The organism is Pseudomonas sp. Z1-12, from assembly GCF_051132015.1.
GTDB classification, from domain to species: domain Bacteria; phylum Pseudomonadota; class Gammaproteobacteria; order Pseudomonadales; family Pseudomonadaceae; genus Aquipseudomonas; species Aquipseudomonas zanjanensis.
In genome coordinates this window covers 388,209-412,366 of record NZ_CP071647.1, presented here as the reverse complement: position 1 = coordinate 412,366, position 24,158 = coordinate 388,209, and the positions used below count along the sequence as shown (strand labels likewise).

Annotated in this window: 16 protein-coding genes; 4 read left to right on the top strand and 12 right to left on the bottom strand. The window is 62.7% G+C overall.

What is annotated here, in order from left to right:
• Positions 1–14 precede the first annotated feature (14 nt).
• The 9 genes from gltB to J3P85_RS01770 all read right to left on the bottom strand — a co-directional run bounded on the left by gltB (position 15) and on the right by J3P85_RS01770 (position 13,064).
• Positions 15–4,463, bottom strand: a complete 4,449-nt coding sequence (gene gltB / locus J3P85_RS01810; protein WP_434704688.1) for a glutamate synthase large subunit — start codon at positions 4,461–4,463, stop codon at positions 15–17.
• Between the two features lie 350 nt (positions 4,464–4,813).
• The gene (locus J3P85_RS01805) at positions 4,814–6,403 is read right to left on the bottom strand and encodes an AAA family ATPase (RefSeq protein ID WP_434704687.1); all 1,590 of its coding nucleotides are present in this window, start codon (positions 6,401–6,403) and stop codon (positions 4,814–4,816) included.
• A gap of 10 nt (positions 6,404–6,413) precedes the next feature.
• Positions 6,414–7,514 carry a 3-dehydroquinate synthase gene (gene aroB, locus J3P85_RS01800; protein ID WP_434704686.1) on the bottom strand — a complete coding sequence of 367 codons (1,101 nt, stop codon included), beginning with the start codon at positions 7,512–7,514 and terminating at the stop codon, positions 6,414–6,416.
• Between the two features lie 148 nt (positions 7,515–7,662).
• Positions 7,663–8,181, bottom strand: coding sequence for a shikimate kinase AroK (gene aroK / locus J3P85_RS01795; protein WP_053117665.1), 519 nt, complete (start codon positions 8,179–8,181; stop codon positions 7,663–7,665).
• Between the two features lie 4 nt (positions 8,182–8,185).
• A complete protein-coding gene (gene pilQ, locus J3P85_RS01790; RefSeq protein WP_434704685.1) occupies positions 8,186–10,273 on the bottom strand; it encodes a type IV pilus secretin PilQ in 2,088 nt (695 codons plus the stop codon).
• A 13-nt stretch (positions 10,274–10,286) separates the two neighbouring features.
• Positions 10,287–10,817 carry a pilus assembly protein PilP gene (locus J3P85_RS01785; protein ID WP_434704684.1) on the bottom strand — a complete coding sequence of 177 codons (531 nt, stop codon included), beginning with the start codon at positions 10,815–10,817 and terminating at the stop codon, positions 10,287–10,289.
• Positions 10,814–11,437, bottom strand: a complete 624-nt coding sequence (gene pilO, locus J3P85_RS01780; RefSeq protein WP_053117658.1) for a type 4a pilus biogenesis protein PilO — start codon at positions 11,435–11,437, stop codon at positions 10,814–10,816. The genes J3P85_RS01785 and pilO overlap by 4 nt, the downstream gene beginning before the upstream one ends.
• Entirely contained in the window at positions 11,434–12,000 is a 567-nt protein-coding gene (locus J3P85_RS01775) for a PilN domain-containing protein (protein WP_186706084.1), read from the bottom strand. Before J3P85_RS01775 ends, pilO begins: the two co-directional genes overlap by 4 nt.
• A complete protein-coding gene (locus J3P85_RS01770) occupies positions 12,000–13,064 on the bottom strand; it encodes a pilus assembly protein PilM (protein WP_434704683.1) in 1,065 nt (354 codons plus the stop codon). The genes J3P85_RS01775 and J3P85_RS01770 overlap by 1 nt, the downstream gene beginning before the upstream one ends.
• Before the next feature lie 208 nt (positions 13,065–13,272).
• Between J3P85_RS01770 and J3P85_RS01765 the strand changes: the two genes are divergently transcribed.
• The gene (locus J3P85_RS01765; RefSeq protein ID WP_434706310.1) at positions 13,273–15,717 is read left to right on the top strand and encodes a penicillin-binding protein 1A; all 2,445 of its coding nucleotides are present in this window, start codon (positions 13,273–13,275) and stop codon (positions 15,715–15,717) included.
• Positions 15,718–16,378: 661 nt separating this feature from the next.
• Here J3P85_RS01765 and J3P85_RS01760 read toward each other — a convergent pair.
• From J3P85_RS01760 to rpmE, 3 genes are all read right to left on the bottom strand, one after another.
• Positions 16,379–17,647: a malic enzyme-like NAD(P)-binding protein gene (locus J3P85_RS01760; protein WP_053117649.1), complete on the bottom strand. Its 1,269-nt coding sequence runs from the start codon at positions 17,645–17,647 to the stop codon at positions 16,379–16,381.
• Between the two features lie 184 nt (positions 17,648–17,831).
• Positions 17,832–18,644: a thermonuclease family protein gene (locus J3P85_RS01755; RefSeq protein ID WP_434704682.1), complete on the bottom strand. Its 813-nt coding sequence runs from the start codon at positions 18,642–18,644 to the stop codon at positions 17,832–17,834.
• Between the two features lie 11 nt (positions 18,645–18,655).
• On the bottom strand, positions 18,656–18,880 hold the full coding sequence (rpmE, locus tag J3P85_RS01750; protein WP_053117645.1) for a 50S ribosomal protein L31: 225 nt from the start codon (positions 18,878–18,880) through the stop codon (positions 18,656–18,658).
• A gap of 278 nt (positions 18,881–19,158) precedes the next feature.
• Between rpmE and J3P85_RS01745 the strand changes: the two genes are divergently transcribed.
• The 3 genes from J3P85_RS01745 to J3P85_RS01735 all read left to right on the top strand — a co-directional run bounded on the left by J3P85_RS01745 (position 19,159) and on the right by J3P85_RS01735 (position 24,085).
• Entirely contained in the window at positions 19,159–21,378 is a 2,220-nt protein-coding gene (locus J3P85_RS01745) for a primosomal protein N' (RefSeq protein WP_434704681.1), read from the top strand.
• A 264-nt stretch (positions 21,379–21,642) separates the two neighbouring features.
• Positions 21,643–23,379, top strand: coding sequence for an arginine--tRNA ligase (gene argS, locus J3P85_RS01740; RefSeq protein WP_434704680.1), 1,737 nt, complete (start codon positions 21,643–21,645; stop codon positions 23,377–23,379).
• A gap of 1 nt (position 23,380) precedes the next feature.
• Positions 23,381–24,085, top strand: a complete 705-nt coding sequence (locus J3P85_RS01735; protein WP_053117638.1) for an SPOR domain-containing protein — start codon at positions 23,381–23,383, stop codon at positions 24,083–24,085.
• Positions 24,086–24,158 lie beyond the last annotated feature (73 nt).

Sequence of the window (24,158 nt, the reverse complement as noted above, 5' to 3'; positions counted from 1 at the left end):
TCTTCAGGCGCATATCACTGCGGGTTGGCACGAGTGCTGGAAAGCAACGACTTCAGGTTGGCAGCCTTGGGCTTGACCAGCCAGAAACGGCGCAAGTAGTCATCGAGGTTCTCGGCGAGCTCACGACCCCACTCGCTGTCGGTTTCCGCGACGTACTCGTTCAGCACGTTTTGCAGATGGCTGCGGTAGGCCTCCATCGCCTCGCCGCTGATCCGCTGGATTTCCACCAGTTCGTGGTTGACCCGGTCAACGAAGGTGTTGTCCTGGTCGAGCACGTAGGCGAAACCGCCGGTCATGCCAGAGCCGAAGTTATAACCGGTCTTGCCCAGCACGCAGACAAAACCACCGGTCATGTACTCGCAGCAGTGATCGCCGGTGCCTTCCACCACGGTGTGGGCGCCGGAGTTACGCACGGCAAAACGCTCGCCCGCGGTGCCGGCGGCGAACAGCTTGCCGCCCGTGGCGCCGTAGAGGCAGGTGTTGCCGATGATGGCACTGTCCTGGGTCTTGTAGACGCTGCCCTTGGGCGGAACGATGACCAGCTTGCCGCCGGTCATGCCCTTGCCCACGTAGTCGTTGGCATCGCCTTCCAGGTACATGTTCAAGCCACCGGCGTTCCAGACGCCGAAGCTCTGGCCTGCGGTGCCCTTGAAGCGGAAGGTCACCGGTGCCTTGGCCATGCCCTGGTTGCCGTGCTTGCGCGCGATTTCGCCGGAGATCCGCGCACCGATGGAACGGTCGCAGTTGCAGATGTCCAGTTCGAACTCGGCACCGCTCAGGTCGTTGATCGCCGCAGCGGCCATGTCGACCATTTTCTCGGCCAGCTCACCCTTGTCGAATGGCGGGTTGCGATCAACCTGGCAGAACTGAGGCTTGTCTGCCGGAATCAGATCGCTGCCCAGCAAAGGGGTCAGGTCCAGGTGCTGTTGCTTGGCGGTCTGCCCCTCGATGATGTCCAGCAGATCGGTACGGCCGATCAGCTCTTCAAGGGAGCGAACGCCCAGTTTCGCCAACCACTCGCGGGTTTCCTCGGCCACGTAGGTGAAGAAATTCACCACCATGTCGACGGTGCCGATGTAGTGGTCCTTGCGCAGCTTGTCGTTCTGGGTCGCCACGCCGGTGGCGCAGTTGTTCAGGTGGCAGATGCGCAGGTATTTGCAGCCCAGGGCGATCATCGGCGCGGTGCCGAAGCCGAAGCTCTCGGCGCCGAGGATGGCGGCCTTGATCACGTCCAGGCCAGTCTTCAGGCCACCGTCGGTCTGCACCCGGACCTTGCCGCGCAAGTCGTTGCCGCGCAGGGTCTGGTGGGTTTCGGCCAGGCCCAGTTCCCACGGCGCACCGGCGTACTTGATCGAGGTCAGCGGCGATGCACCGGTGCCGCCGTCGTAGCCGGAGATGGTGATCAGGTCGGCATAGGCCTTGGCCACGCCAGCGGCGATGGTGCCAACGCCCGCTTCCGCCACCAGTTTCACCGAGACCAGCGCCTTGGGGTTCACCTGCTTGAGGTCGAAGATCAGTTGCGACAAGTCTTCGATCGAGTAGATGTCGTGGTGCGGTGGTGGCGAGATCAGGGTCACGCCGGGAACCGCGTAACGCAGCTTGGCAATCAGGCCGTTGACCTTGCCACCAGGCAGTTGGCCGCCTTCGCCGGGCTTGGCACCCTGGGCGACCTTGATCTGCAGCACTTCGGCGTTGACCAGGTATTCCGGTGTCACACCGAAGCGGCCGGTGGCCACCTGCTTGATTTTCGAACTCTTGATGGTGCCGTAGCGCGCCGGGTCTTCGCCGCCTTCACCGGAGTTGGAACGCGCACCGAGGCGGTTCATGGCTTCGGCCAGGGCTTCGTGGGCTTCCGGGGACAACGCACCGAGGGAAATACCGGCCGAATCGAAGCGCTTGAGCACCGACTCCAGCGGCTCCACTTCACTGATGTCCAGCGGCGTGTCGAGGGTCTTGACCTTGAGCAGGTCGCGGATCATCGACACCGGACGGTTGTCCACCAGCGAGGTGTATTCCTTGAACTTGCTGTAGTCGCCCTGTTGCACGGCGGCTTGCAAGGTGTTGACCACGTCCGGGTTGTAGGCGTGGTATTCGCCACCGTGAACGAACTTCAGCAGGCCACCTTGCTGGATCGGCTTGCGCGGGCTCCAGGCTTCGGCGGCCAGGGCTTTCTGTTCGGCTTCAATGTCGACGAAGCGCGCCCCCTTGATACGGCTCGGCACGCCACGGAAGCTCAGTTCGCAGACTTCTTCGGACAGGCCGATGGCCTCGAACAATTGCGCGCCACGGTACGAGGCGATGGTCGAGATACCCATTTTCGACAGGATCTTGAGCAGGCCCTTGGTGATGCCCTTGCGGTAGTTCTTGAACACCTCGTAGAGGTCGCCCAGCACTTCACCGGTACGGATCAGGTCGCCCAGCACTTCATAAGCCAGGAACGGATACACCGCCGAAGCGCCGAAGCCGATCAGCACCGCGAAGTGATGCGGATCGCGTGCGGTAGCGGTTTCCACCAGGATGTTGGAGTCGCAGCGCAGGCCTTTTTCGGTCAGGCGATGGTGCACCGCACCCGTGGCCAGCGAGGCGTGGATCGGCAGTTTGCCCGGGGCGATGTGACGGTCGGTCAGCACGATCTGGGTACGCCCGGCGCGCGCCGCTTCTTCAGCCTGGTCCGCAACGTTGCGGATCGCCGCTTCCAGGCCAATGTTCTCGTCGTAGTTCAGGTCGATGACCTGGCGCTCGAAGCCGGGACGATCAAGGTTGGTCAGCGAGCGCCACTTGGCCGGGGAAATGACCGGCGAACTGAGGATCACCCGCGAGGCGTGTTCCGGCGACTCTTGGAAAATGTTGCGCTCGGCACCGAGGCAGATTTCCAGGGACATCACGATCGCCTCGCGCAGCGGGTCGATCGGTGGGTTAGTCACCTGGGCGAACTGCTGGCGGAAATAGTCGTACGGTGTACGCACGCGTTGCGACAACACGGCCATCGGCGTGTCGTCGCCCATGGAGCCGACCGCTTCGTAGCCCTGTTCGCCCAACGGACGCAGCACCTGGTCACGCTCTTCGAACGTCACCTGGTACATCTTCATGTACTGCTTGAGCTGGTCGACATCATAGAAAGCCGAACCGTGGTCGTTGTCTTCCATGGTCGCCTGGATGCGCAGGGCGTTCTTGCGCAGCCATTGCTTGTACGGATGACGGGACTTGAGGCGGTTGTCGATGGCATCGGTGTCGAGGATCTGGCCGGTCTCGGTGTCCACGGCAAAGATCTGGCCCGGGCCTACGCGGCCCTTGGCGATGACGTCATGGGGCTGGTAGTTCCAGACGCCGATTTCCGAGGCCAGGGTGATGAACCCGTTGGTGGTGGTGACCCAGCGCGCCGGACGCAGGCCGTTACGGTCGAGCAGGCAGACGGCGTAGCGACCGTCGGTCATGACGATACCGGCCGGGCCGTCCCACGGTTCCATGTGCATGGAGTTGTATTCGTAGAAGGCGCGCAGGTCCGGGTCCATGGTCTCGACGTTCTGCCAGGCTGGCGGCACGAGCATGCGCACGCCACGGAACAGATCGATGCCACCGGTCACCATCAGTTCGAGCATGTTGTCCATGCTCGAGGAGTCCGAACCCACGCGGTTGACCAGCGGGCCAAGCTCTTCGAGGTCCGGCATCAGGTCGTTGGCGAACTTGGTGCGACGGGCCACGGCCCAGTTGCGGTTGCCGGTGATGGTGTTGATCTCGCCGTTGTGGGCGAGGAAGCGGAATGGCTGGGCCAGCGGCCATTTCGGCAGGGTGTTGGTGGAGAAGCGCTGGTGGAACACGCAGATCGCGGTTTTCAGGCGCTCGTCGCTGAGGTCTGGATAGAAGGCGGTGAGGTCCGCCGGCATCATCAGGCCTTTATAAATGATGGTCTTGTGGGAAAAGCTGCAGATGTAGTGATCGGTGTCGGCGGCATTGGCCACGGACGAACGACGACGGGAGCTGAACAGCTTGATCGACATGTCCTGGTCGCTCAGGCCTTCGCCAGCGATGAACACCTGCTCGATCTGCGGCAGGCGCTCGAGTGCCAAGCGGCCGAGGACGCTGGTGTCGATCGGCACTTTGCGCCAGCCAACCAGTTGCAGGCCGGCGGCCAGGATCTCGCGGTTCATGTTTTCGCGAGCCGCCTCGGCCTTCACCGGGTCCTGGTTGAAGAACACCATGCCCACGGCGTACTGCTTGGGCAGGATTACCCCAAACGTTTCCTGGGCTACGGCACGCAGGAACTCGTCGGGTTTTTGAATCAGCAAGCCACAACCGTCACCGGTCTTGCCGTCGGCGTTGATCCCACCGCGGTGGGTCATGCAGGTCAGGGCCTCAATGGCCGTTTGCAAAAGGGTATGACTGGGCTCGCCCTGCATATGGGCTATCAGGCCAAAACCGCAGTTATCCTTGAATTCATCTGGTTGGTACAGACCTGCTTTCATAGACACTTTCTCACCAGGCTGCCTCTTATCGAGACAAATTTCTTTTCAATTCAACCAGTTGCATGCCGCGCCGAACGTACGCCAGCTTTGCGGGGGCAAAAGGGAGGTCATTGTACACACCGACACAGGGGCTCACAAATTTGACGACGAACTGTCGCAAATCCATGTCGCATTTGTGAAAGGTTTAAAGCTATATGCTGTGCTAGTCAAAACTTTTTTGGGTTCGACCGCTACGACTCAAACGCTACTGTGACGCAGACACCACAAGGCGCGCGGCCTGAAAGGCCGCCCGCCCTTGCGGAAATTTTGAGGTTGCCGGGAGAGGCGGCCTGGGTAAGGCCGCCGAATCTTCAGCGAGTTGCTGCCAGTTCCTGTTGGACGCTGGCGACAGTGCGAGGCCAAGGTTTACCAGCCTGAACCTTCGCTGGCAAGGCCTTGATGGCGGAAACGGCTGCATCACGGTTGGCAAAGCTGCCGTAGGTGATGACATAGAGCGGCTTGCCGTTGAGCACTTTCTTGAAATAACGGTACTCGCCGCCCTGTTCCTTGACGAAGTTCTGCGCCGCGGTTTCGGAGCTTGTGCCGAGGATCTGCACCACGTAGTTGCCCGGTGCCTGGCCGGCGTACCAGCTACCGCCCGCGGCCTTGGCCGGGGCAGCGGCAGGCTTGGCCGCCGGTGCTGGCGCTGCCGGCTTGGCCGCAGGCGCTGGAACCGGTGCAGGCTTGGCGGTGGCGACCTGAGTGGGCGCTGGGGTCGGTTTGGCGGCTGGAGCCGGTGCAGGCGTCGTCGGCGCAGGACCGGCCGGTACGCCCGCAGGCGGCGCGGTGGTGGTCACGGTAGGTGGCACGTCGCTGGTGTCTTCGATCGGAGGCGGCGCACCGTCGTCACCCTCGGTGATTCCACCTGCGGCTTCCGCCAGGGGCCCGCGCATGACCGGTTGCGAGTTGCCGACCAGCGGCAGCGGCATCGGCTGGGTATTGCCGGCGAATTCCACCGCCGGTGCACCGCCGTTGGGTTGCGGTGTACCTTGGCCAAGGGGCAGTTGCGCCTGTTCGTTGGCAGGTGCGCCGGTGGTTGGCGCCTTGCTGCGACCCGGCATCAGCCAGGCGGCGGCAACCGCAACCACGACGACTGCGGAAATTGCCAATACGTGTTTCTTCGGCATGTTGAACCCCATACTTGGACGCTTCACCGCTGAGCGGCTGGCAATCATGACTTCGATGAGAGCATCGCGGGCAACCTGGTTGATGTTGCCAGGCCAACCGTCGGAGCTTTCGTGAATCTCAGAGATCTGATCGGCGGTGAAAAGTTCGATGCCCCGCCCCGCACCTTCAAGACGCTGGGCCAGGTATTCACGCGTTTCTTCCTCGGTATAGGGCGCCAGTTCGATGACGTGGAAGCGCTCTTCCTCGAGGTTCAACTGATCCAGGTCGGCAATCAGCGACGACTCGCCGAACAGGAACACATGAGGGCGACCCTCCGGCGCACCGGCCGCCAGGGCCAGCAGGGCTTCGAGGGCCGACTCGTCGAGTTGCTCGGCATCGTCCACCAGCAGATAGACTTCCTGCCCGGTCAGCGCCAGTTGCACGATCTGATCGAGAATGGCACCGACTTCAGCCTGGGCGACGTTCAGCGCCTGGGCCACCTGGCGCAACACGCCGGCGGCATCGCCGGCGCCACGGGCCGATACCACCACGCTTTGCACCGACTGTTTGTTGGTGCTGGCCACCAGGGCCTGGCGCAGCAAGGTCTTGCCGCTGCCCTGGGGACCGGTGACCACCAGGAGCAACTGGCTGTAGCGCGCCAGGTGATGCAACTGGCCCAGCACCGGCTTGCGCTGGGCGGGGAAGAACTTGAAGCCCGGGACCCGTGGGGCAAAAGGGTCATGACTCAATTGGAAATGGCCGAGGAAAGCCTCGTCGGCATGCAAACTAGTCATCGCAGTCTTATTAACCTTTAAGCTGAGCCAGGGCGCGGTAGTCCGCTCCCAGCGTGGCCTGTAGAACTTCTTTCGGATAATCGTCGGTCACCACCGCTTCGCCCATGTGGCGCAGCAGCACCAGGCGCAGACGACCGTCGATCACTTTTTTGTCGATTGCCATGTGTTGAAGAAAATCCGCCTCGCTCATTTCCTCGGGCGGAACCACCGGCAGCCCGGCGCGCTGGAACAGACGAATACCGCGATCGCGCTCCTGCTCGCTGATCCAACCCAGGCGCGCGGACATCTCCAGGGCCATGACCGTACCGGCCGCAACCGCTTCACCGTGCAGCCAGACACCATAGCCCATGTGGGTTTCGATGGCATGGCCAAAGGTGTGCCCCAGGTTGAGCGTGGCGCGCACCCCGGACTCACGCTCATCGGCACCGACCACGGCGGCCTTGGCGGCGCAGGAGCGCTCGATGGCGTAGGTCAGCGCCGACTGGTCCAACGCACGCAGGCGGTCGACGTTCTCTTCGAGCCAGCCCAGGAACGGTTCATCGCAGATCAGCCCGTACTTGATGACTTCCGCCAGACCCGCAGACAGTTCGCGCGCCGGCAAGGTATTGAGGGTGGCGGTGTCGATCAGCACCACGTTGGGCTGATAGAACGCACCGACCATGTTCTTGCCCAGCGGATGATTGATCCCGGTCTTGCCGCCCACCGACGAGTCGACCTGCGACAGCAGCGTAGTGGGGATCTGGATGAAATCGACACCACGCTGGTAGCAGGCGGCGGCAAAACCGGCCATGTCGCCGATCACGCCGCCACCCAGGGCAACCACCGTGGTGCGGCGATCGTGACGTGCGGTCAGCAGGCCGTCGAAAATCAGTTGCAGGGTTTCCCAATTCTTGAAGGCTTCGCCGTCGGGCAATACCACGGAAATCACCGAGAAGGCCGACAGGCTGCGGGTCAGACGCTCCAGATACAGAGGCGCGACGGTATCATTGGAAACGATCGCCACTTGCCGCCCGGCGATATGCGGCGCCAGCAGTTCGGGCTGGTCCAACAAGCCTTCGCCAATATGAATCGGGTAGCTGCGCTCGCCCAGGTCGACCTTAAGTGTCTGCATGTGTCCCCACAGTGAAGATGGAATCAGGCGTCCTGCCTGCAATTAACGAAAGTCCACGGTGCTTGCCCTGACGCCAGTTAATGGCCATACGCCACGCCCCAGGCGGACCAAAACGGGACGTCGAGGATAGCGCATTTCGCCAGGCGCATTAACGGGGCGGAAGTTGCTGAAGGCGATCGAGAATGTCCAGCACCACCATCCGCGGCGGCCGCTCGTCGGTTTCCACCACCAGGTCGGCGATCTCCCGATACAGCGGGTCACGCAGCGCCAGCAAGTCGCGCAGGGTCTTGGCCGGGTCAGCGGTGCGCAACAGCGGCCGGTTGCGGTCCCGGGCCGTGCGGCCGACCTGCTGCTCGACAGAGGCGTGCAGATAGACCACTCGTCCGCCGGCATGCAGCGCCCGACGATTGGCTTCGCGCATTACCGCGCCACCGCCGGTGGCCAACACCACGCCCTCGAACGCGCACAGCTCGGCAATCATCGCCTGCTCACGGTCGCGAAAGCCCGGCTCGCCTTCCTTATCGAAGATCCATGGGATATTGGCGCCCGTGCGCAATTCAATTTCCTTGTCGGAATCTTTGAACGGCAGGCGCAGCTCTTTGGCCAGCAAACGGCCGATGGTGCTTTTTCCAGCGCCCATCGGCCCAACAAGAATCAAATTTCGCACAGAATCAACGACTCACAGCAATCGCCTGGTTATTCATGATACGCGGAGTGAGGAACACCAGCAGCTCGGATTTTTTCTCCGAAACCACATCACGCCGGAAAAGGCGGCCAAGATACGGCACATCGCCAAGAAATGGCACCTTATCTACGACCTTGCTCTGAGTATTTGAGAAAACCCCGCCAATCACAATGGTCTCGCCATCGTTGACCAGGACCTTGGCGTTGACTTCGTTTTTCTTGATCGGCGGCACATCCTGGACCTTGTTCAGGTAGTCCGGCTCATCCTTGGTGACCTTGACCTCCATGATGATGCGGTTGTCCGGGGTGATTTGCGGGGTCACCTCCAGGGACAGCGAGGCCTCCTTGAACGACACCGAGGTGGCGCCGCTGGAGCTGGCTTCCTGATAAGGAATCTCCGTGCCCTTGAGGATCTTGGCCGTCTCCTTGTCGGATGTCACCACCTTGGGCTGGGAGACGATTTCCCCGTTACCGGTTTTCTCCATGGCCGTCAGTTCAAGGTCCAGCAATACGTTATCGGTGATGAACGCAATGCCGATCCCCGAGGTATTGCCCGAGGCACCCAGGTCCACGAACGGCTGATTGGTGCCGGTACTGCCCGGCGTGCCGATGGTCGTGGAGGTGCCGGTAGTCACTCCCGAGGAATTCCAGTTGCCCTTGTTCTGGATCGAACCGCCCCAGCGCACGCCCAGGCTTTTGTCGTAGTCGACGTTGGCCTCGACAATTCGCGCCTCGATCATCACCTGGCGCACCGGAATATCCAGCTGCGCCACGATCCGGCGCAGTTCGTCGAGCCGGTCCTGGGTCTGGTAGGCAATGATGTTGTTGGTTCGCTCATCCACCGTGATCGTGCCGCGCTCGTCGGCTTTCGCCTCGGCGCTGGTCACCGACTGGAACAGCTTGGCGATGTCCGCCGCCTTCGCATAATTGACCTGCAGCAGTTCACGCCGCAGTGGCGCCAGGTCGGCAATCTGCTTTTGCGACTCCAGCTCCTGGCGCTCCCGCGCCGCGATTTCATCGGCCGGGGCCACCAGCAGCACGTTGCCGACCTTGCGCTTGTCCAACCCCTTGGTCTTGAGCACCAGGTCCAGCGCCTGGTCCCAAGGCACATTCTGCAAGCGCAGGGTGATACCGCCCTGCACCGTGTCGCTGGCCACCAGGTTCAGGTTGGTAAAGTCGGCAATCAATTGCAGGACCGAACGCACCTCAATGTCCTGGAAGTTGAGCGAGAGTTTTTCGCCGCTGTAGGCAGCGCGGTCGGCGTTGCGTTTTTGCAGGTCGTCGACAGTCATGGGCCGGACGCTGACGGTGAGCTTGTTGTCGGTCTGGTAGGTCGAGTAGTCGAAGGTGCCGCTGGGCTCGATGCTGATGGTCGCTCGGTCGCTACCGGCGCTGGCATTGACGAATTGCACCGGGGTGGCGAAGTCCTTGACGTCCAGGCGCACCCGCAGCGGCTCGGGCAATTGGGTCTTGGCGAAATTGAGAATGATCTTGCCTTCACGCTCCTGGATGTCCGGGGCGATGGACGGATCGGACAAATCGATCACCACGTTGCCTTCGCCCTGGGTCCCGCGCTGGAAATCCACCCCACGGATCGCCTTGCCCATCGGCGCATTGCTCCTGGCAGGCGCCGCGCTGGCAACCGCCGGGCGCGGAGCCTGGACGGTGCTGTTGCGGGCAGTGCTCTTCGGGGCGCCGCCCTTGCCGACCACCACGAACAGGTTATTGCCTTCGACCCGGGTGTCATACGGCGCCAGTTGGGTCAGGCCAATGATCAACCGGGTGCGATCCCCCGCCTCGACCACGGTGGCGCTACGCGCGTTGCCCCCACCCAGGTCGCGGCTTCTACTGGCCAGTTGATTGGTCACGCCCGGCAGGTCCAGCGCAATCCGGGCCGGTTGTTCGGTGGTGTAGCCCCGCGGTGTCGGCGGCGGTCCGTCGAAGGTAAGTTTCAACTCGACACGGTCCCCCGGCAACGCCGCCACATCCAGCGTTTTCAGGCCGGCCCCAAGAACCATCGGCGACAACAGCGCTGTCCATAGCGAAATACCGAGGGCTGAAAAAAACCTGTTCATTGTTCGACTTCCACTATGAATGCTCTTTCAAAGGAATGGTCCGGGGTCGCTCCAGCCAGGCACCCTCGCCATCGGGAACGATTTCGACCACATCGACCTGGGTGGCGCTGATGGCGACGATTCGTCCGTCATTGCGTCCCAGATAGTCACCGACCTTGAGCCGGTGCACCCCGCCCGCGCCCCGCAGGAGCGCGAAGGAGCCAGCGGCGTTGGAGATCGTACCGACCATTTCGAACTGCTCGATGTTGAAGCCTTCCAGGTACTGCTTGACCCGGTTGGGGTCGGGCCGGACGTTGCGCGAGCCGCGCTGCCGGTCGGCCTGGTCCACACGGACCTGCCGGGAAAACGGGCTGCGCAGGTTGGCGGCGCTGTAGGTAAAGGTCTCCTGGGGCCTGAACGTCGGCGTCGGCTCGATCTTGCCGGGCGGGCGCAGGCGCACTTCGTTCATGTAGGCGTCCAGGTCGCTGAACCCGCTGTCATTGTTGCAGCCCGCCAACACGACCAGGCCTGCCAGCAGCCAGAGATGGCGCACCATCGGCCTCATGGCTGCGCCTCCTGTTCGTTGTAGCGGTAGGTCTTGGCCTGGATGCTCATGCGCAGTTTTGTGCCCGCCTCGGGCTCCATCGGGGCGATCTCGAAATCATGCAGCGTGACGATCCGGGGCAGCCCCGCCACCCCACTGACGAACGTCGCCAGGTCGTGGTAGCCGCCGGTCACGGTGATCTGGATCGGCAGCTCGATATAGAAAGGCTGGGTGACTTCCGGCAGCAGCTTGATTTCCTCGAACTCCAGGCCGCTGCCCAACCCGGTGCGGGTAATGTCTTCCAGCAGGCCCGGCACCTCGGTATCGCTGGGCAATTGCCGCAACAGCACACCAAAAGACGTCTCCATCTGTTTCATCTGCTCGGTGTAGCGTTCCAGGTTCGCGGCCATATGGGCCTTGCCCGCGAATTGCGCCTTGAGCGTGTTCTCTTCCTCGCGCACCTGCTGTAATTGGTTTTCCAGGTCACTCAAGGCAAAGTTATAGCCCAGCCCCAGCACCAGGGCCACCAGCAGGATGCCGGCCAGCCATTTGATCGGCGCCGGCCAGGAGCCGATGTTGTTGGTGTCCAGGTCACTGATGTCGATCTTGCGCAGCGCGTCGAACCACTCCCCCGGCTTCATTCGGCGTCCTCCACTTCGACCGGGCGGGTCTGGCGAACCGTCAGTTGGAAAACGTTGGCCTGGTCGAGCTGGCCAGCGGTGGTCGCCTTGACCTCCGTCAAACTGGGCGCATCGAACAGGTCCGACGAGTCCAGGTTGCGCATCAGGTCCGAGACCCGGTTGTTCGATTCCGCAGCGCCCTTGATGAAGAGCGTCCGGTCTTCCATTTTCACTTCGGTGAAGTACACGCCATCCGGCAGGGTCCGCACCAACTGGTCGAAGATGCGCCCGCTGACCGGTCGATTTCCTTGCAAGTCCTGGATGATGCGCATGCGCTCCAGCAATTGCTGGCGACGGGCTTTCAATTCGCTGATCTGCTTGATGCGTTCGTCCAGCACGGCGATCTGGCCGGAGAGATGGCTATTGCGAGCGACCTGGTGGTCGATGGCGTTGTCGATGTAGCGGACGGCGACCAGAATCACCCCGACCGCTCCGACCAGCGCGCCCACCAGGGCCAGCAGAAAGCGTTTGCGCCGCTCTTCGCGCAGCTCTTCGCGCCAGGGAAGCAGGTTGATCCGCGCCATCAGTCGAAACTCCTGAGGGCCAGCCCGCAAGCGATCATCAGCGCCGGCGCATCACTGGCCAGGGCACCGGCATTGACCTTGCTGCTCAGGGCCATGTTGGTGAACGGGTTGGCCACCTGGGTCGGCGTGCCCAGGCGTTGCTCGATCAGCCGGTCCAGGCCAGCGACGGAAGCCGTGCCCCCGGCCAGCAGGATGTGATCCACCGCGCTGTACTGGCCCGAGGCGAAGAAAAATTGCAGGGAGCGCGAAACCTGCTGCACCAGGGCCTCGCGAAAAGGTTGCAACACTTCGCCGAGATAATCGTCCGGCAGCCCACCCTGCTTCTTTGCCAGGCCCGCCTGCTCGGGCGTCAGGCCGTAGCGGCGCTGAATTTCCTCGGTCAACTGGCGGCCGCCGAACAGTTGTTCGCGGGTATAGATGATGCGCCCGTTGTGCAGCACGCTGAGGGTGGTCATGGTGGCGCCGATGTCGATGACCGCCACTGTCAGCCGCTCCTGGGACACGGCCAGTTGCGTGGCGAGCAGGCCAAACGCTCGTTCCAGCGCATACGCCTCCACATCCACCACCCGGGCCGTCAGCCCGGCGAGCGCCAACGCCGCCTCGCGGACCTCGACGTTTTCCTTGCGACAGGCCGCCAGCAGTACTTCGACGCGCTCGGCGCTGCGGGGCGAAACGCCCATCACTTCGAAATCGATGGCCACCTCATCCAGCGGATAGGGGATGTACTGATCGGCCTCGATCTTGAGCTGGTTCTCCATCTCGTCGTCGGACAGGCCGGCGTCCATCTCGATGGTCTTGGTGATCACCGCCGAGCCCGCCACGGCCACCGCCACGCTGCGCAGGGGTGTCCTGGCCTTGGCCAGCAGCCGCGACAACGCCTGCCCCACCCCTTCGAGTTCGGCGATGTTTTTCTCGATCACAGCGTTGGCCGGCAACGGTTCGACCGCGTAGGACTCGACGCGGTATCGCTCGCCCTGGCGACTCAACTCGAGCAGCTTCACCGACGTCGAACTGATGTCGATCCCCAGAAGCGCATGGGCTTTTTTATTGAAGAGTCGTAGCACTACCAATTCCCTATGACTATCCGTGAGTTACGGACTCTCTAATATGCATTGCGTTCAATCACGGCCGTCCGACGGACGTGCGTATGGCATGCCTGACGAAAAAAAATGCTTATAATGCCCAGCGTTTTTTTTCGCTTTGTTGCAAGCACGGGTCCATCCCTGCACCTGGCGCCTTTTTCAATCTTTGCCTGGATATCCAAAAGCCTTGATTCGTCTGCTGAAATTTTTCGGATGGTCCATCGTCGCCGTTTTCTGCGGACTGCTCTTGGGCCTGAGCGGTGCTTTTCTTTACCTTAGTCCGGGTTTGCCGTCCGTGGAGGCGCTGAGAAGTATTCAGTTGCAGATTCCTTTGCGGGTATACAGCAGCGACGACAAGTTGATCGCCGAATTTGGCGAAATGCGCCGCACACCGATCCGTTTCGCCGACATTCCCCCCAATTTCATCAATGCGTTACTAAGTGCTGAAGACGATAACTTCGCCAACCACTATGGCGTCGACCCTGGCAGCCTGATGCGCGCGGCCAGCCAGTTGGTCAAGAGCGGGCACATCCAGTCCGGCGGCAGCACCATCACCATGCAGGTGGCCAAGAACTTCTTCCTGACCAGCGAGCGCAGCTTTTCGCGCAAGACCACCGAGATCCTCCTGGCCCTGCAGATCGAACGGCAACTGACCAAGGATGAAATCCTCGAGCTGTACGTGAACAAGATTTACCTGGGCAACCGCGCCTACGGCATCGAGGCGGCGGCGCAGGTGTATTACGGCAAGTCGATCCGCGATGTGAGCCTGGCGCAGATGGCAATGATCGCCGGCCTGCCCAAGGCCCCGTCGCGCTTCAACCCGCTGGCCAACCCGACGCGCAGCAAGGAGCGACGCGACTGGATCCTGGGACGTATGTACAAGCTTGGCAAGATCACCGAGGCCGACTACACCGCCGCGATCAATGAGCCGCTGAACGCCAGCTATCACGTGCCGACGCCGGAAGTGAACGCCCCGTACATTGCCGAGATGGCCCGTGCCGAGATGGTCGGGCGTTATGGCAGCGACGCCTATACCGAAGGTTTTCGCGTGACCACCACGGTGCCGAGCAACTTGCAGGAAATGGCCAACACCGCGCTGCACGAGGGCCTGATGACCTACGACCAGCGCCACGGCTACCGTGGCCCTGAATCGCGCCTGCCGGGCAAGACCAAGGAAGCCTGGGCCTTGGAACTGACCAAGCAACGCACCATCAGCAGCCTGGAGCCGGCGATCGTCACCTCGGTGGACAAGGACGGCATCAAGGTGCTGACCCGCAACGGCGAGCAGGAAGAACACGTAGCCTGGGACACCATGAAATGGGCCCGCCCATTCCTCAACACCAACAGCATGGGCGCCAACCCACGGCAACCGTCGGACGTGGCCCAGGTCGGCGACCTGATCCGCGTCCAGCGCCAGGCGGACAATACGCTCAAGTTCAGCCAGATCCCGGCCGCCCAGGGCGCGCTGGTGTCCCTCGACCCACAGAACGGCGCGATCCGCTCGCTGGTGGGTGGCTTCGCCTTCGAGCAAAGCAATTACAACCGCGCCTTGCAGGCCAAGCGCCAGCCAGGCTCGAGCTTCAAGCCGTTTGTCTACAGCGCCGCCCTGGATAACGGCTATACCGCCGCCAGCCTGGTGAACGATGCGCCGATCGTGTTCGTCGATGAGTACCTGGACAAGGTCTGGCGACCGAAGAACGACACCAATACCTTCCTGGGCCCGATTCGCCTGCGCGAGGCACTGTACAAATCCCGCAACCTGGTGTCGATCCGCTTGCTGCAAGCGCTGGGCGTGGACCGTACCATCGACTACATCAGCAAGTTCGGCTTCAACAAGCAGGACCTGCCGCGCAACCTGTCCCTGGCCTTGGGCACCGCGACCTTGACGCCGATGGAAATCGCCATGGGCTGGAGCACGTTTGCCAACGGCGGCTACAAGATCACCCCGTACATCATCGACAAGATCGAAAGTCGCAATGGCGAGACACTGTTTGTTGCCAACCCGCCACGGGTCCCCACGGGCGAGCAGGCCAGCGATGGCGTCGCCGCACCGTCCACCGAGACGTTCACGGTCAATGCGACACCAGGCGAGGCCACCACTGCCCCAGGCCTGCCGCAAGCGCCCGCCATCGCGGAGCGCATTGTCGATGGCCGCACCACCTACATTCTCAACAGCATGCTGCAGGACGTGATCAAGCTCGGCACTGGCCGTCGCGCCCTGGCCCTGGGCCGCACTGACCTGGCGGGCAAGACCGGCACCACCAATGAATCCAAGGACGCCTGGTTCTCCGGCTACAACGCCGACTACGTGACCACTGTCTGGACCGGTTTCGACCAGCCTGAAAGCCTGGGTCGCCGCGAGTTCGGCGGCACCGTGGCGCTGCCGATCTGGATGAACTACATGGGCGCCGCCCTCAAGGACAAACCGCCGCACACCCAGCCGGAGCCGGAAGGCATCCTCAGCCTGCGGGTCGACCCGGTCAGCGGCCGCGCGGCCACGCCAGGCACCCCGGGTGCGTACTTCGAACTGTTCAAGAGCGAAGACACGCCACCGTCGGTCAACGAGTTGGGCAACGGCGTCGCCCCGGGCAGCCCGCTGCCGGCGGACGAAGCGGCACCGATCGATCTGTTCTGACCAACCCCTCCTCCCCGTGGGAGCCGAGCTTGCTCGCGATGGCGACAGCCCAGGCAACCCAAAACCCGTGGCGAGGGAGCTTGCTCCCGCTGGCCTGCGCAGCAGGCCCTGCATGTTTATAGACCGACCGCATTGCCCGGTTTGCGACTGCTGCGCAGCCGAGCGGGAGCAAGCTCCCTCGCCACAGGGGTTGGATTGGAGTTCAAGCGCTGGGCTTGAGAGACCTCGGGTGAACTGAAAATCATCATCGCGAGCAAGCTCGCTCCCACAGAGAGATTTGTGGCGGTCGCACAATCAACGTCCACCACCGAACCAATGTGGGAGCGAGCTTGCTCGCGATGGCGTCAGCCCAGGCAACCCAAAACCCGTGACGAGGGAGCTTGCTCCCGCTGGCCTGCGCAGCAGGCCCTGCATGTTTATAGACCGACCGCATTGCCCGGCTTGCGACTGCTGCGCAGCCGAGCGGGAGCAATCTCCCTCGCCACAGGGGTTGGATTGAGGCTCGGGCGCTGGGCTTGAGAGACTTGGGGTGAATTGAAGATCGTCATCGCGAGCAAGCTCGCTCCCACAGGGGGATTTGTGGCGGTCGTACAAAATCGGCAGGCATTAAAAAAGCCCCGACTCACAGAGCCGGGGCTTTTTGTTGAGGCGCTACAACGGCTTAGCCGTTGAACACGTCATCCACGCTCTTGAGCGGGTAGTTCTTTGGATACGGCAGGGTCGCCACGCCCGTCTCGATGGCGGCCTTGGCCACGGCATCGGAGATCAGGGTGATCAGGCGGGCGTCCATTGGTTTCGGGATGATGTACTCACGACCGAATTCCAGCTTGATGCCGCCGTAGGCGTCGCACACTTCCTGAGGCACCGGCAACTTGGCCAGTTCGCGCAGGGCGTTGGCGGCCGCGACTTTCATTTCTTCGTTGATGCGCTTGGCGCGAACGTCCAGGGCACCACGGAAGATGAACGGGAAGCCCAATACGTTGTTGACCTGGTTCGGATAGTCCGAACGGCCGGTGGCCATGATCACGTCGTTGCGGGTCGCGTGGGCCAGTTCCGGGGAGATTTCCGGGTCCGGGTTCGAGCAGGCGAACACGATCGGGTTCGGCGCCATGCGCAGCAGGTTTTCCGGGCTCAGCAGGTTCGGGCCCGACAGGCCGACGAACACATCGGCACCGTCCAGCGCGTCCGCCAGGGAGCGCTTGTCGGTCGCGTGGGCGAACACGGCTTTGTACTGGTTCAGGTCGTCACGGCCGGAGTGGATCACGCCGGTACGGTCGACCATGAAGATGTTTTCGATCTTGGCGCCCATGCTCACCAGCAACTTCATGCAGGAGATGGCCGCAGCGCCGGCACCCAGGCAGACGATCTTGGCTTCCGGCAGGGTCTTGCCGGCGATTTCCAGGGCGTTGATCATGCCGGCCGCGGTAACGATCGCGGTGCCATGCTGGTCATCGTGGAATACCGGAATGTCGCACTGTTCGATCAGGGCGCGCTCGATCTCGAAGCACTCAGGTGCCTTGATGTCTTCCAGGTTGATGCCACCGAAGGTGATGGAGATGCGCTTGACGGTGTCGATGAAGGCTTGCGGGCTCTCGGAATCGACTTCGATGTCGAATACGTCGATACCGGCAAAACGCTTGAACAGCACGCCCTTGCCTTCCATGACTGGCTTTGAAGCCAATGGGCCGAGGTTACCCAGGCCGAGGATCGCGGTGCCATCGGAAATGACTGCAACCAGGTTGCCTTTACCGGTGTATTTGTAGGCCAGTTCAGGGTCGCGAGCGATTTCGCGGACTGGTTCGGCTACGCCGGGGCTGTAGGCCAGCGACAAGTCGCGAGCAGTAGCGGTGGCCTTGGTGAGCTCGACACTCAGCTTTCCTGGACGAGGATGAGCGTGATATTCGAGAGCGGCAGTTTTCAGATCAGACATGTGGGCATTCCGCTTTTTACTGTGTTGGACAGACGGACCGCCGAGGATACGCGCCTCGCAAAGTCCCCACAAGACTGACCAGTCACTGCTGTCAAGCGCCCTGCCCTACGACTTTGGGCCAAGAGCCGCGAAACACAAGGGCTACATGCATACAATATAGCGACGAAATGTCTACAATTTTTTCCTACAGGATTGCTTCCAGCATGGCCGGATCAGTCAACGGCAACATCCATCGCGCTTGACCGGTTTTATTTCCGCCACGCCGGGCGCGGTCGATAACCCAGCCACGCGCCTCGATTGTGCGCCCTTTGAGCCGCTCCAGAGCCGAGGCATCAAAACGTCTCTGCACATTGGGCGCAATATGCAGGACAACCGCCCCCTGCAATTCAATCCAGACACCACCGCGATTGCGTTGCACGCTTTCTACTCGTCCACGGGTCAGCACGAAGCCGGGGGCATTGATCTGCTCCGCTCGCACCACCGGGGATTTTTTCCAAATACCTGATCCGGCTTGGCGCGCATGACGTTCGGCCATTTGCTGACAACCGACCAGGTCGACGTTCGGCGCGACTGCCACCAGAAACCCCAACCCTTCGGCAATCAGGCGCTCTTCGAGATTCTCGCCCTGGGCGTTGTAGATATGAGCCAGGGTGCGACCGTAATCATCCCGGTCGTCCTTGCCAGGCAATACGCCCACCCGGCCACCGCTGGCAGCCACCAGGGCCTCGAGTCGCTGGCGCGCCGCCACGGCGAACGGCTCGTCGGCGCGGCCGCGCTTGCCCAGTTCAGGGCTGTTGAGGCCGATCATCCGAACGCGGCGGCCATCCTCCAGGTACAAGGTGTCGCCATCCACCACGCGTTGCACCGCCACTTGGGGCAGGTCGCCCGGCGAAGGGCAGGCCGCCTGGGCACCGCAGAGCCAAATCGCAGACACAAAAAAGGCGCCCGCGAGGGACGCCTTCTTTATCAGTCTGGAGCAGTCGAGACGACCATCCAAAATGATCAGCCTCAGGCTTTTGGAGTAACTTTGCCGAAAGCACCGAAACGATCGGCGAACTTCTGAACGCGGCCGCCGGTATCCAGAGTCTTTTGCTTACCGGTGTAGAACGGGTGGCATTCGTTGCAAACGTCGATCGCCAGGGCTTTGCCGTAGGTCGAACGCGTTTCGAACTTGTTGCCGCAGCTGCAGGTTACGGCAATTTCTGGGTATTCCGGATGGATATCGGTTTTCATGCTGTTTTCCTCAGGCTAGCGTGCCGCCACCCAACACTATTGTTGAATACCGCACGTAATTAGGCCGCGGATTCTACCAGACATCGTCATTCGCGCAAGCTATGCCTTGTACCAACCGTCTGCTAGGCTCCCGGCCTCAAGCACAATCCCTGTGGGAGCGAGCTTGCTCGCGATGGCGGTGGGTCTGCCGCATGCATGTTGACTGACAAGCCGCCATCGCGAGCAAGCTCGCTCCCACATTGAGCCTTGCGTATTTGTCCGCCTACCGAGATCCCCGCGTGCCCGACGCCATTCTGCGCCTCGCCCTGCCTTCGCCCCTGCGCCGCCTGTTCGACTACCGCGCCCCGGCCGGGATCCTGCGCGCCCAGTTGCAGCCGGGCATGCGCCTGCGGGTGCCGTTCGGCCGGCGGGAAATGATCGGTATCCTGGTGGAAGTCACCGACCACAGCGAAGTCCCGGCCGACAAGCTCAAACCGGCCCTGGCGCTGCTTGATGCCACGCCGCCGCTGCCCGCCTCGCTGTTCAAGCTGTGCCTGTGGACGTCCCAGTATTACCAGCACAGCCTCGGCGATACCCTGAGCTGGGCGCTGCCGGTGCTGCTGCGCCAGGGCGAGCTGGCCGAGGCGCGCCAAGAGCGGTTCTGGTCGGTGGCCCCGGGGGCCTCGCTGGACGATCCCCGCATCGCTCGCGCCCCGCGCCAGCGCGAAGCCTTGGCGACCCTGGCCCAACACCCCCATGGCGTGGCCCATCAACTGCTGAGCAAACTGATGCTCAGCAAGGACAGCCTGGACCTGTTGCTGGCCAAGGACCTGGTCCAGGTGGAAATCCGCCGGCACGCCCCCGGCGCCCGCCATGAACATTGGCTGGCCCAGCCGGAACTGCCGCTCAATGCCGAGCAGCGGGCCGCTTGCGAAGCGATTCGCGCAGGTTTTGACAGTTATCATGCCTTTCTGTTGGCAGGCGTCACCGGCAGCGGCAAGACCGAGGTCTACCTGCAACTGATCCGCCAGACCCTGGAGGCCGGCAAGCAGGCCCTGGTGCTGATTCCGGAAATCAACCTCGGCCCGCAAACCCTGGCGCGCTTCGAGCAACGCTTCAATGCGCGGATCGCCCTGGTGCACTCGGCGGTCAACGACCGTGAACGCCTGGAAGCCTGGCTCGCCGCCCGCGACGGCGAGGCCGACATCATCATCGGCACCCGCTCGGCCCTGTTCACGCCGATGAAGAACCCTGGCCTGATCATCATCGACGAAGAGCACGATGGCTCTTATAAACAGCAGGAAGGCCTGCGCTATCACGCCCGCGACCTGGCATTGGTGCGCGCCCGCCAGGAAAACATCCCGATCGTGCTCGGCTCGGCCACGCCCTCGCTGGAAAGCCTGCACAACGCCTATACCGGCCGCTACGGCCTGTTGCGCCTGAACGAACGGGCCGGCGGTGCCAAGCAACCGCGTTTCCTGCGCCTGGACGTGAAAAGTCGTCCGCTGGACAGCGGCATTTCCGGACCGATGCAGCAAGCCATCGGCCAGACCCTGGCCGCCGGGCAACAGGTCCTGGTGTTCCTCAATCGCCGCGGTTTTGCCCCGACCCTGCTGTGTCACGACTGTGGCTGGATGTCTGGCTGCGAACGCTGCGACGCGCGGATGACCGTGCATCAACGCCATGGCGAGCTGCGTTGTCACCATTGCGGCCACGTCGAGCGCGTGCCAAGGCATTGCCCACAGTGCGGCAAAGTGGACTTGCGCCCGGTCGGCGCCGGCACCGAACGCGCCGAAGAACGCCTGGGCATCCTGTTTCCGGACTACCCGGTGTTGCGGGTCGACCGTGACAGCACCTCGCGCAAGGACGCGATGAACCAACTGTTCGCGACGATCCAGAAGGGTCAGCCGTGCATATTGGTGGGCACGCAGATGCTCGCCAAGGGGCATCACTTCCCACGGGTCACCCTGGTGTCGATCCTCGACGCCGATGGCGGGCTATTCTCCGGCGACTTCCGCGCCAGCGAGCGCATGGCGCAGTTGATCGTCCAAGTCGCGGGCCGGGCCGGACGGGCCGAGGAACCGGGCAAAGTGATCATCCAGACGCACCTGGCCGATCACCCGCTGCTGATCCAACTGACCGAGCAGGGCTACTTCGCCTTCGCCGAGCAAGCCTTGAGCGAACGCCGCAGCGCCGGCCTGCCGCCCTTTGCCCACCTGGCGCTGTTGCGGGCCGAAGCCCACAAGCCGGGGCAGGCCGAAGGTTTCCTCGATGAAGCTTGCAGCGAGGCGGAGCGTTTGCTGGCAGAGCAGAGCCTCACCGGCATCGAACTCCTGGGGCCGGTGCCGGCGCCGATGGAACGGCGAGCCGGGCGCTATCGCGCGCAACTTTTATTGCAGGCCAATGCCCGGGCGCCGCTGCATCGACTGCTGAGCGCCTGGCTACTGGTACTGGAACAGATGCCCAACGGGCGGGCGGTGCGCTGGTCGCTGGATGTGGATCCGGTGGATTTGTATTAATGGATCGCTAATCTGGCCCTTGTGGGAGCGAGCTTGCTCGCGATGGCGGCGGGTCAGCTTGCATGAATATTGAATGCCAGACCGCTATCGCGAGCAAGCTCGCTCCCACAAGGGGATTGCGTACATCCAGGCCAGCAAGAATAGTCACCACACATCCCCAACCAACCCGCTACAGTTGGCAAGCTCGCCCGCGCCACGGATAATGCCCAGTTTTTCCACCAGCGCATCGAAGCGCCGCCGCGCCTGCGGTTGAAAGAGAAGACCATGAAAGACACCATTCGCCAGCTCATCCAGCAAGCCATCACCCAACTCGTCGCTGAAGGTGTGCTGCCAGAAGGCCTGTCGCCGGCGATTCAGGTCGAAAACACCCGCGACAAGACCCACGGCGACTTCGCCAGCAACATCGCGATGATGCTCGCCAAGCCGGCCGGCATGAAACCTCGCGACCTGGCGGAAAAAATCATCGCCGCGCTGCCCGCCGACGAGAACGTCAGCAAGGCCGACATCGCCGGCCCCGGGTTCATCAATTTCTTCCAGAACACCCAGGCCCTGGCTTCGCGCCTGGACGCGGCCCTGGCCGACGAACGCATCGGCGTGCGCAAGGCCGGCCCGTTGCAGCGCACCGTCGTCGACCTCTCGGCCCCCAACCTGGCCAAGGAAATGCACGTCGGCCACCTGCGCTCGACCATCATCGGCGACGGCGTGGCCCGGGTCCTGGAGTTTCTTGGCGACACCGTGATCCGCCAGAACCACGTCGGCGACTGGGGCACCCAGTTCGGCATGCTGATGGCTTACCTCCAGGAGAACCCGATCACCAGCGACGAGCTGTCGGACCTGGAGAACTTCTACCGCGCCGCCAAGCAACGCTTCGACGAGTCGCCGGAGTTCGCCGACCGCGCCCGTGGCCTGGTGGTCAAGTTGCAGGCCGGCGATGCCGAGTGCCTGGCGCTGTGGACCAAGTTCAAGGACATCTCCCTGTCCCATTGCCAGAAAATCTACGAGCTGCTGAACGTCAAATTGACCATGGCCGACGTGATGGGCGAAAGCGCCTACAACGACGACCTGGTCAACGTGGTCAACGACCTCCGCGCCAAGGGCATGCTGGTGGAAAGCAACGGCGCCCAGTGCGTGTTCCTCGACCAGTTCAAGACCGCCGATGGCGAGCCGCTGCCGGTGATCATCGTCAAGGCCGACGGCGGCTACCTCTACGCCACCACCGACCTGGCGGCCGTGCGCTACCGCAACCGCGTGCTCAAGGCCGATCGGGTGCTGTATTTCGTCGATCAGCGTCAGGCCCTGCACTTCCAGCAAGTGTTCGAAGTGGCACGCCTGGCTGGTTTCGTGACCCATCCGATGGAGATGGAGCACATGGGCTTCGGCACCATGAACGGCGCCGACGGTCGTCCGTTCAAGACCCGCGACGGCGGCACGGTGAAGCTGATCGACCTGCTGACCGAAGCCCAGGACCGCGCCTACACCCTGGTCAAGGGCAAGAACCCGGACCTGGCCGAAGACGAGCTGCGCAACATCGCCAAGGTCGTGGGCATCGACGCGGTGAAATACGCCGACCTGTCCAAGCACCGCACCAGCGACTACAGCTTCAACTTCGACCTGATGCTCAATTTCGAAGGCAACACCGCGCCGTACCTGCTGTACGCCTACACCCGCGTGGCGGGCGTGTTCCGCAAGCTCGGCAAAGGCTTCAATGAAATAGACGGCCAGATTGTGCTCGAAGCGCCACAGGAGCAGGAGCTCGCGGCGAAACTGGCGCAGTTCGGCGAAGTGCTGAACAACGTCGCCGACAAAGGCACGCCGCACACGCTATGCGCCTACCTGTACGATGTCGCCGGCCTGTTCTCCAGCTTCTACGAGAACTGCCCGATCCTCAACGCGCAGACCCCGGAGCAAGTGCAGAGCCGCCTGCGCCTCGCCGCACTGACCGGGCGCACGCTCAAGCAAGGCCTGGAACTGCTCGGCCTGGAAACCCTGGAGCGCATGTAAGTTGGCCGCCAAGAAAAAACCTGCACCCAAGCGCGGCGCCAGTCGTTACCAGCCCCCGGCCAAACAGCCGATTCCAGGCTGGTTGTGGATGGCCATCGGCCTGACCGTCGGCGCGTTCATTGTGTTTTTGATGAAGCTGGAGCCGGGCCAGGGCGATGACGTCAAGCGCGTCCGCCAAGAGCAGCAGAAAGCCACGCGCATCGCCGAGGCCAACAAGACCCCGCCGAGCCCGACGCAACCAGTGAAGCCGAAGTACGACTTCTACACCTTGCTGCCGGAATCGGAAGTCATCGTGCCGCCCGACGCCGTGCCGGAGAAGACCCTGCCGACGCCGCAAGTACCCCAGGTACCCACCACACCGGTGACCCCGGCCGAAGCGGCGAAAATCGACACCGCCCGCGCCCAGGCGGCCCTGGCCGGCATCACGCCGCCACCGGCCCCGCCGGTGCAAAAAGCCGCGCCGGTGACGAAGTTCTTCCTGCAAGCCGGTTCTTTCCGCAAGGAAGCCGACGCCGACAAGGTCCGCGCGCAGATCATTCTGCTGGGCCAGTCGGTGTCGGTGGAGTCCGGGACAGTGAAGGACGAGACCTGGTACCGGGTACTGGTCGGCCCGTTCAGTAACCGCGAGGAACTGACCAAGGCCCAGAAACAATTGGCGGGCAGTGGTTTCAGCAACCTGTTGTTACAACAACGCCAGAGCCGCTGATTTTCGCTGAGCCCCCTGTGGCCGGGGGGCTTTTGTGGCGAGGGAGCAAGCTCCCTCGCCACAAAGAAGTCCT

Bases quoted from the DNA above. Each gene is read 5' to 3' on its own strand.
- rpmE (WP_053117645.1), bottom strand. From the start codon at position 18,880: ATGAAAACCGATATCCATCCGGAATACCCAGAAATTGCCGTAACCTGC.
- pilO (WP_053117658.1), bottom strand. From the start codon at position 11,437: ATGAAGCCGGGGGAGTGGTTCGACGCGCTGCGCAAGATCGACATCAGT.
- pilQ (WP_434704685.1), bottom strand. From the start codon at position 10,273: ATGAACAGGTTTTTTTCAGCCCTCGGTATTTCGCTATGGACAGCGCTG.
- aroB (WP_434704686.1), bottom strand. From the start codon at position 7,514: ATGCAGACACTTAAGGTCGACCTGGGCGAGCGCAGCTACCCGATTCAT.
- gltB (WP_434704688.1), bottom strand. From the start codon at position 4,463: ATGAAAGCAGGTCTGTACCAACCAGATGAATTCAAGGATAACTGCGGT.
- J3P85_RS01785 (WP_434704684.1), bottom strand. From the start codon at position 10,817: ATGAGGCCGATGGTGCGCCATCTCTGGCTGCTGGCAGGCCTGGTCGTG.
- argS (WP_434704680.1), top strand. From the start codon at position 21,643: ATGAAAGACACCATTCGCCAGCTCATCCAGCAAGCCATCACCCAACTC.
- J3P85_RS01775 (WP_186706084.1), bottom strand. From the start codon at position 12,000: ATGGCGCGGATCAACCTGCTTCCCTGGCGCGAAGAGCTGCGCGAAGAG.
- J3P85_RS01760 (WP_053117649.1), bottom strand. From the start codon at position 17,647: ATGTCTGATCTGAAAACTGCCGCTCTCGAATATCACGCTCATCCTCGT.
- J3P85_RS01805 (WP_434704687.1), bottom strand. From the start codon at position 6,403: ATGACTAGTTTGCATGCCGACGAGGCTTTCCTCGGCCATTTCCAATTG.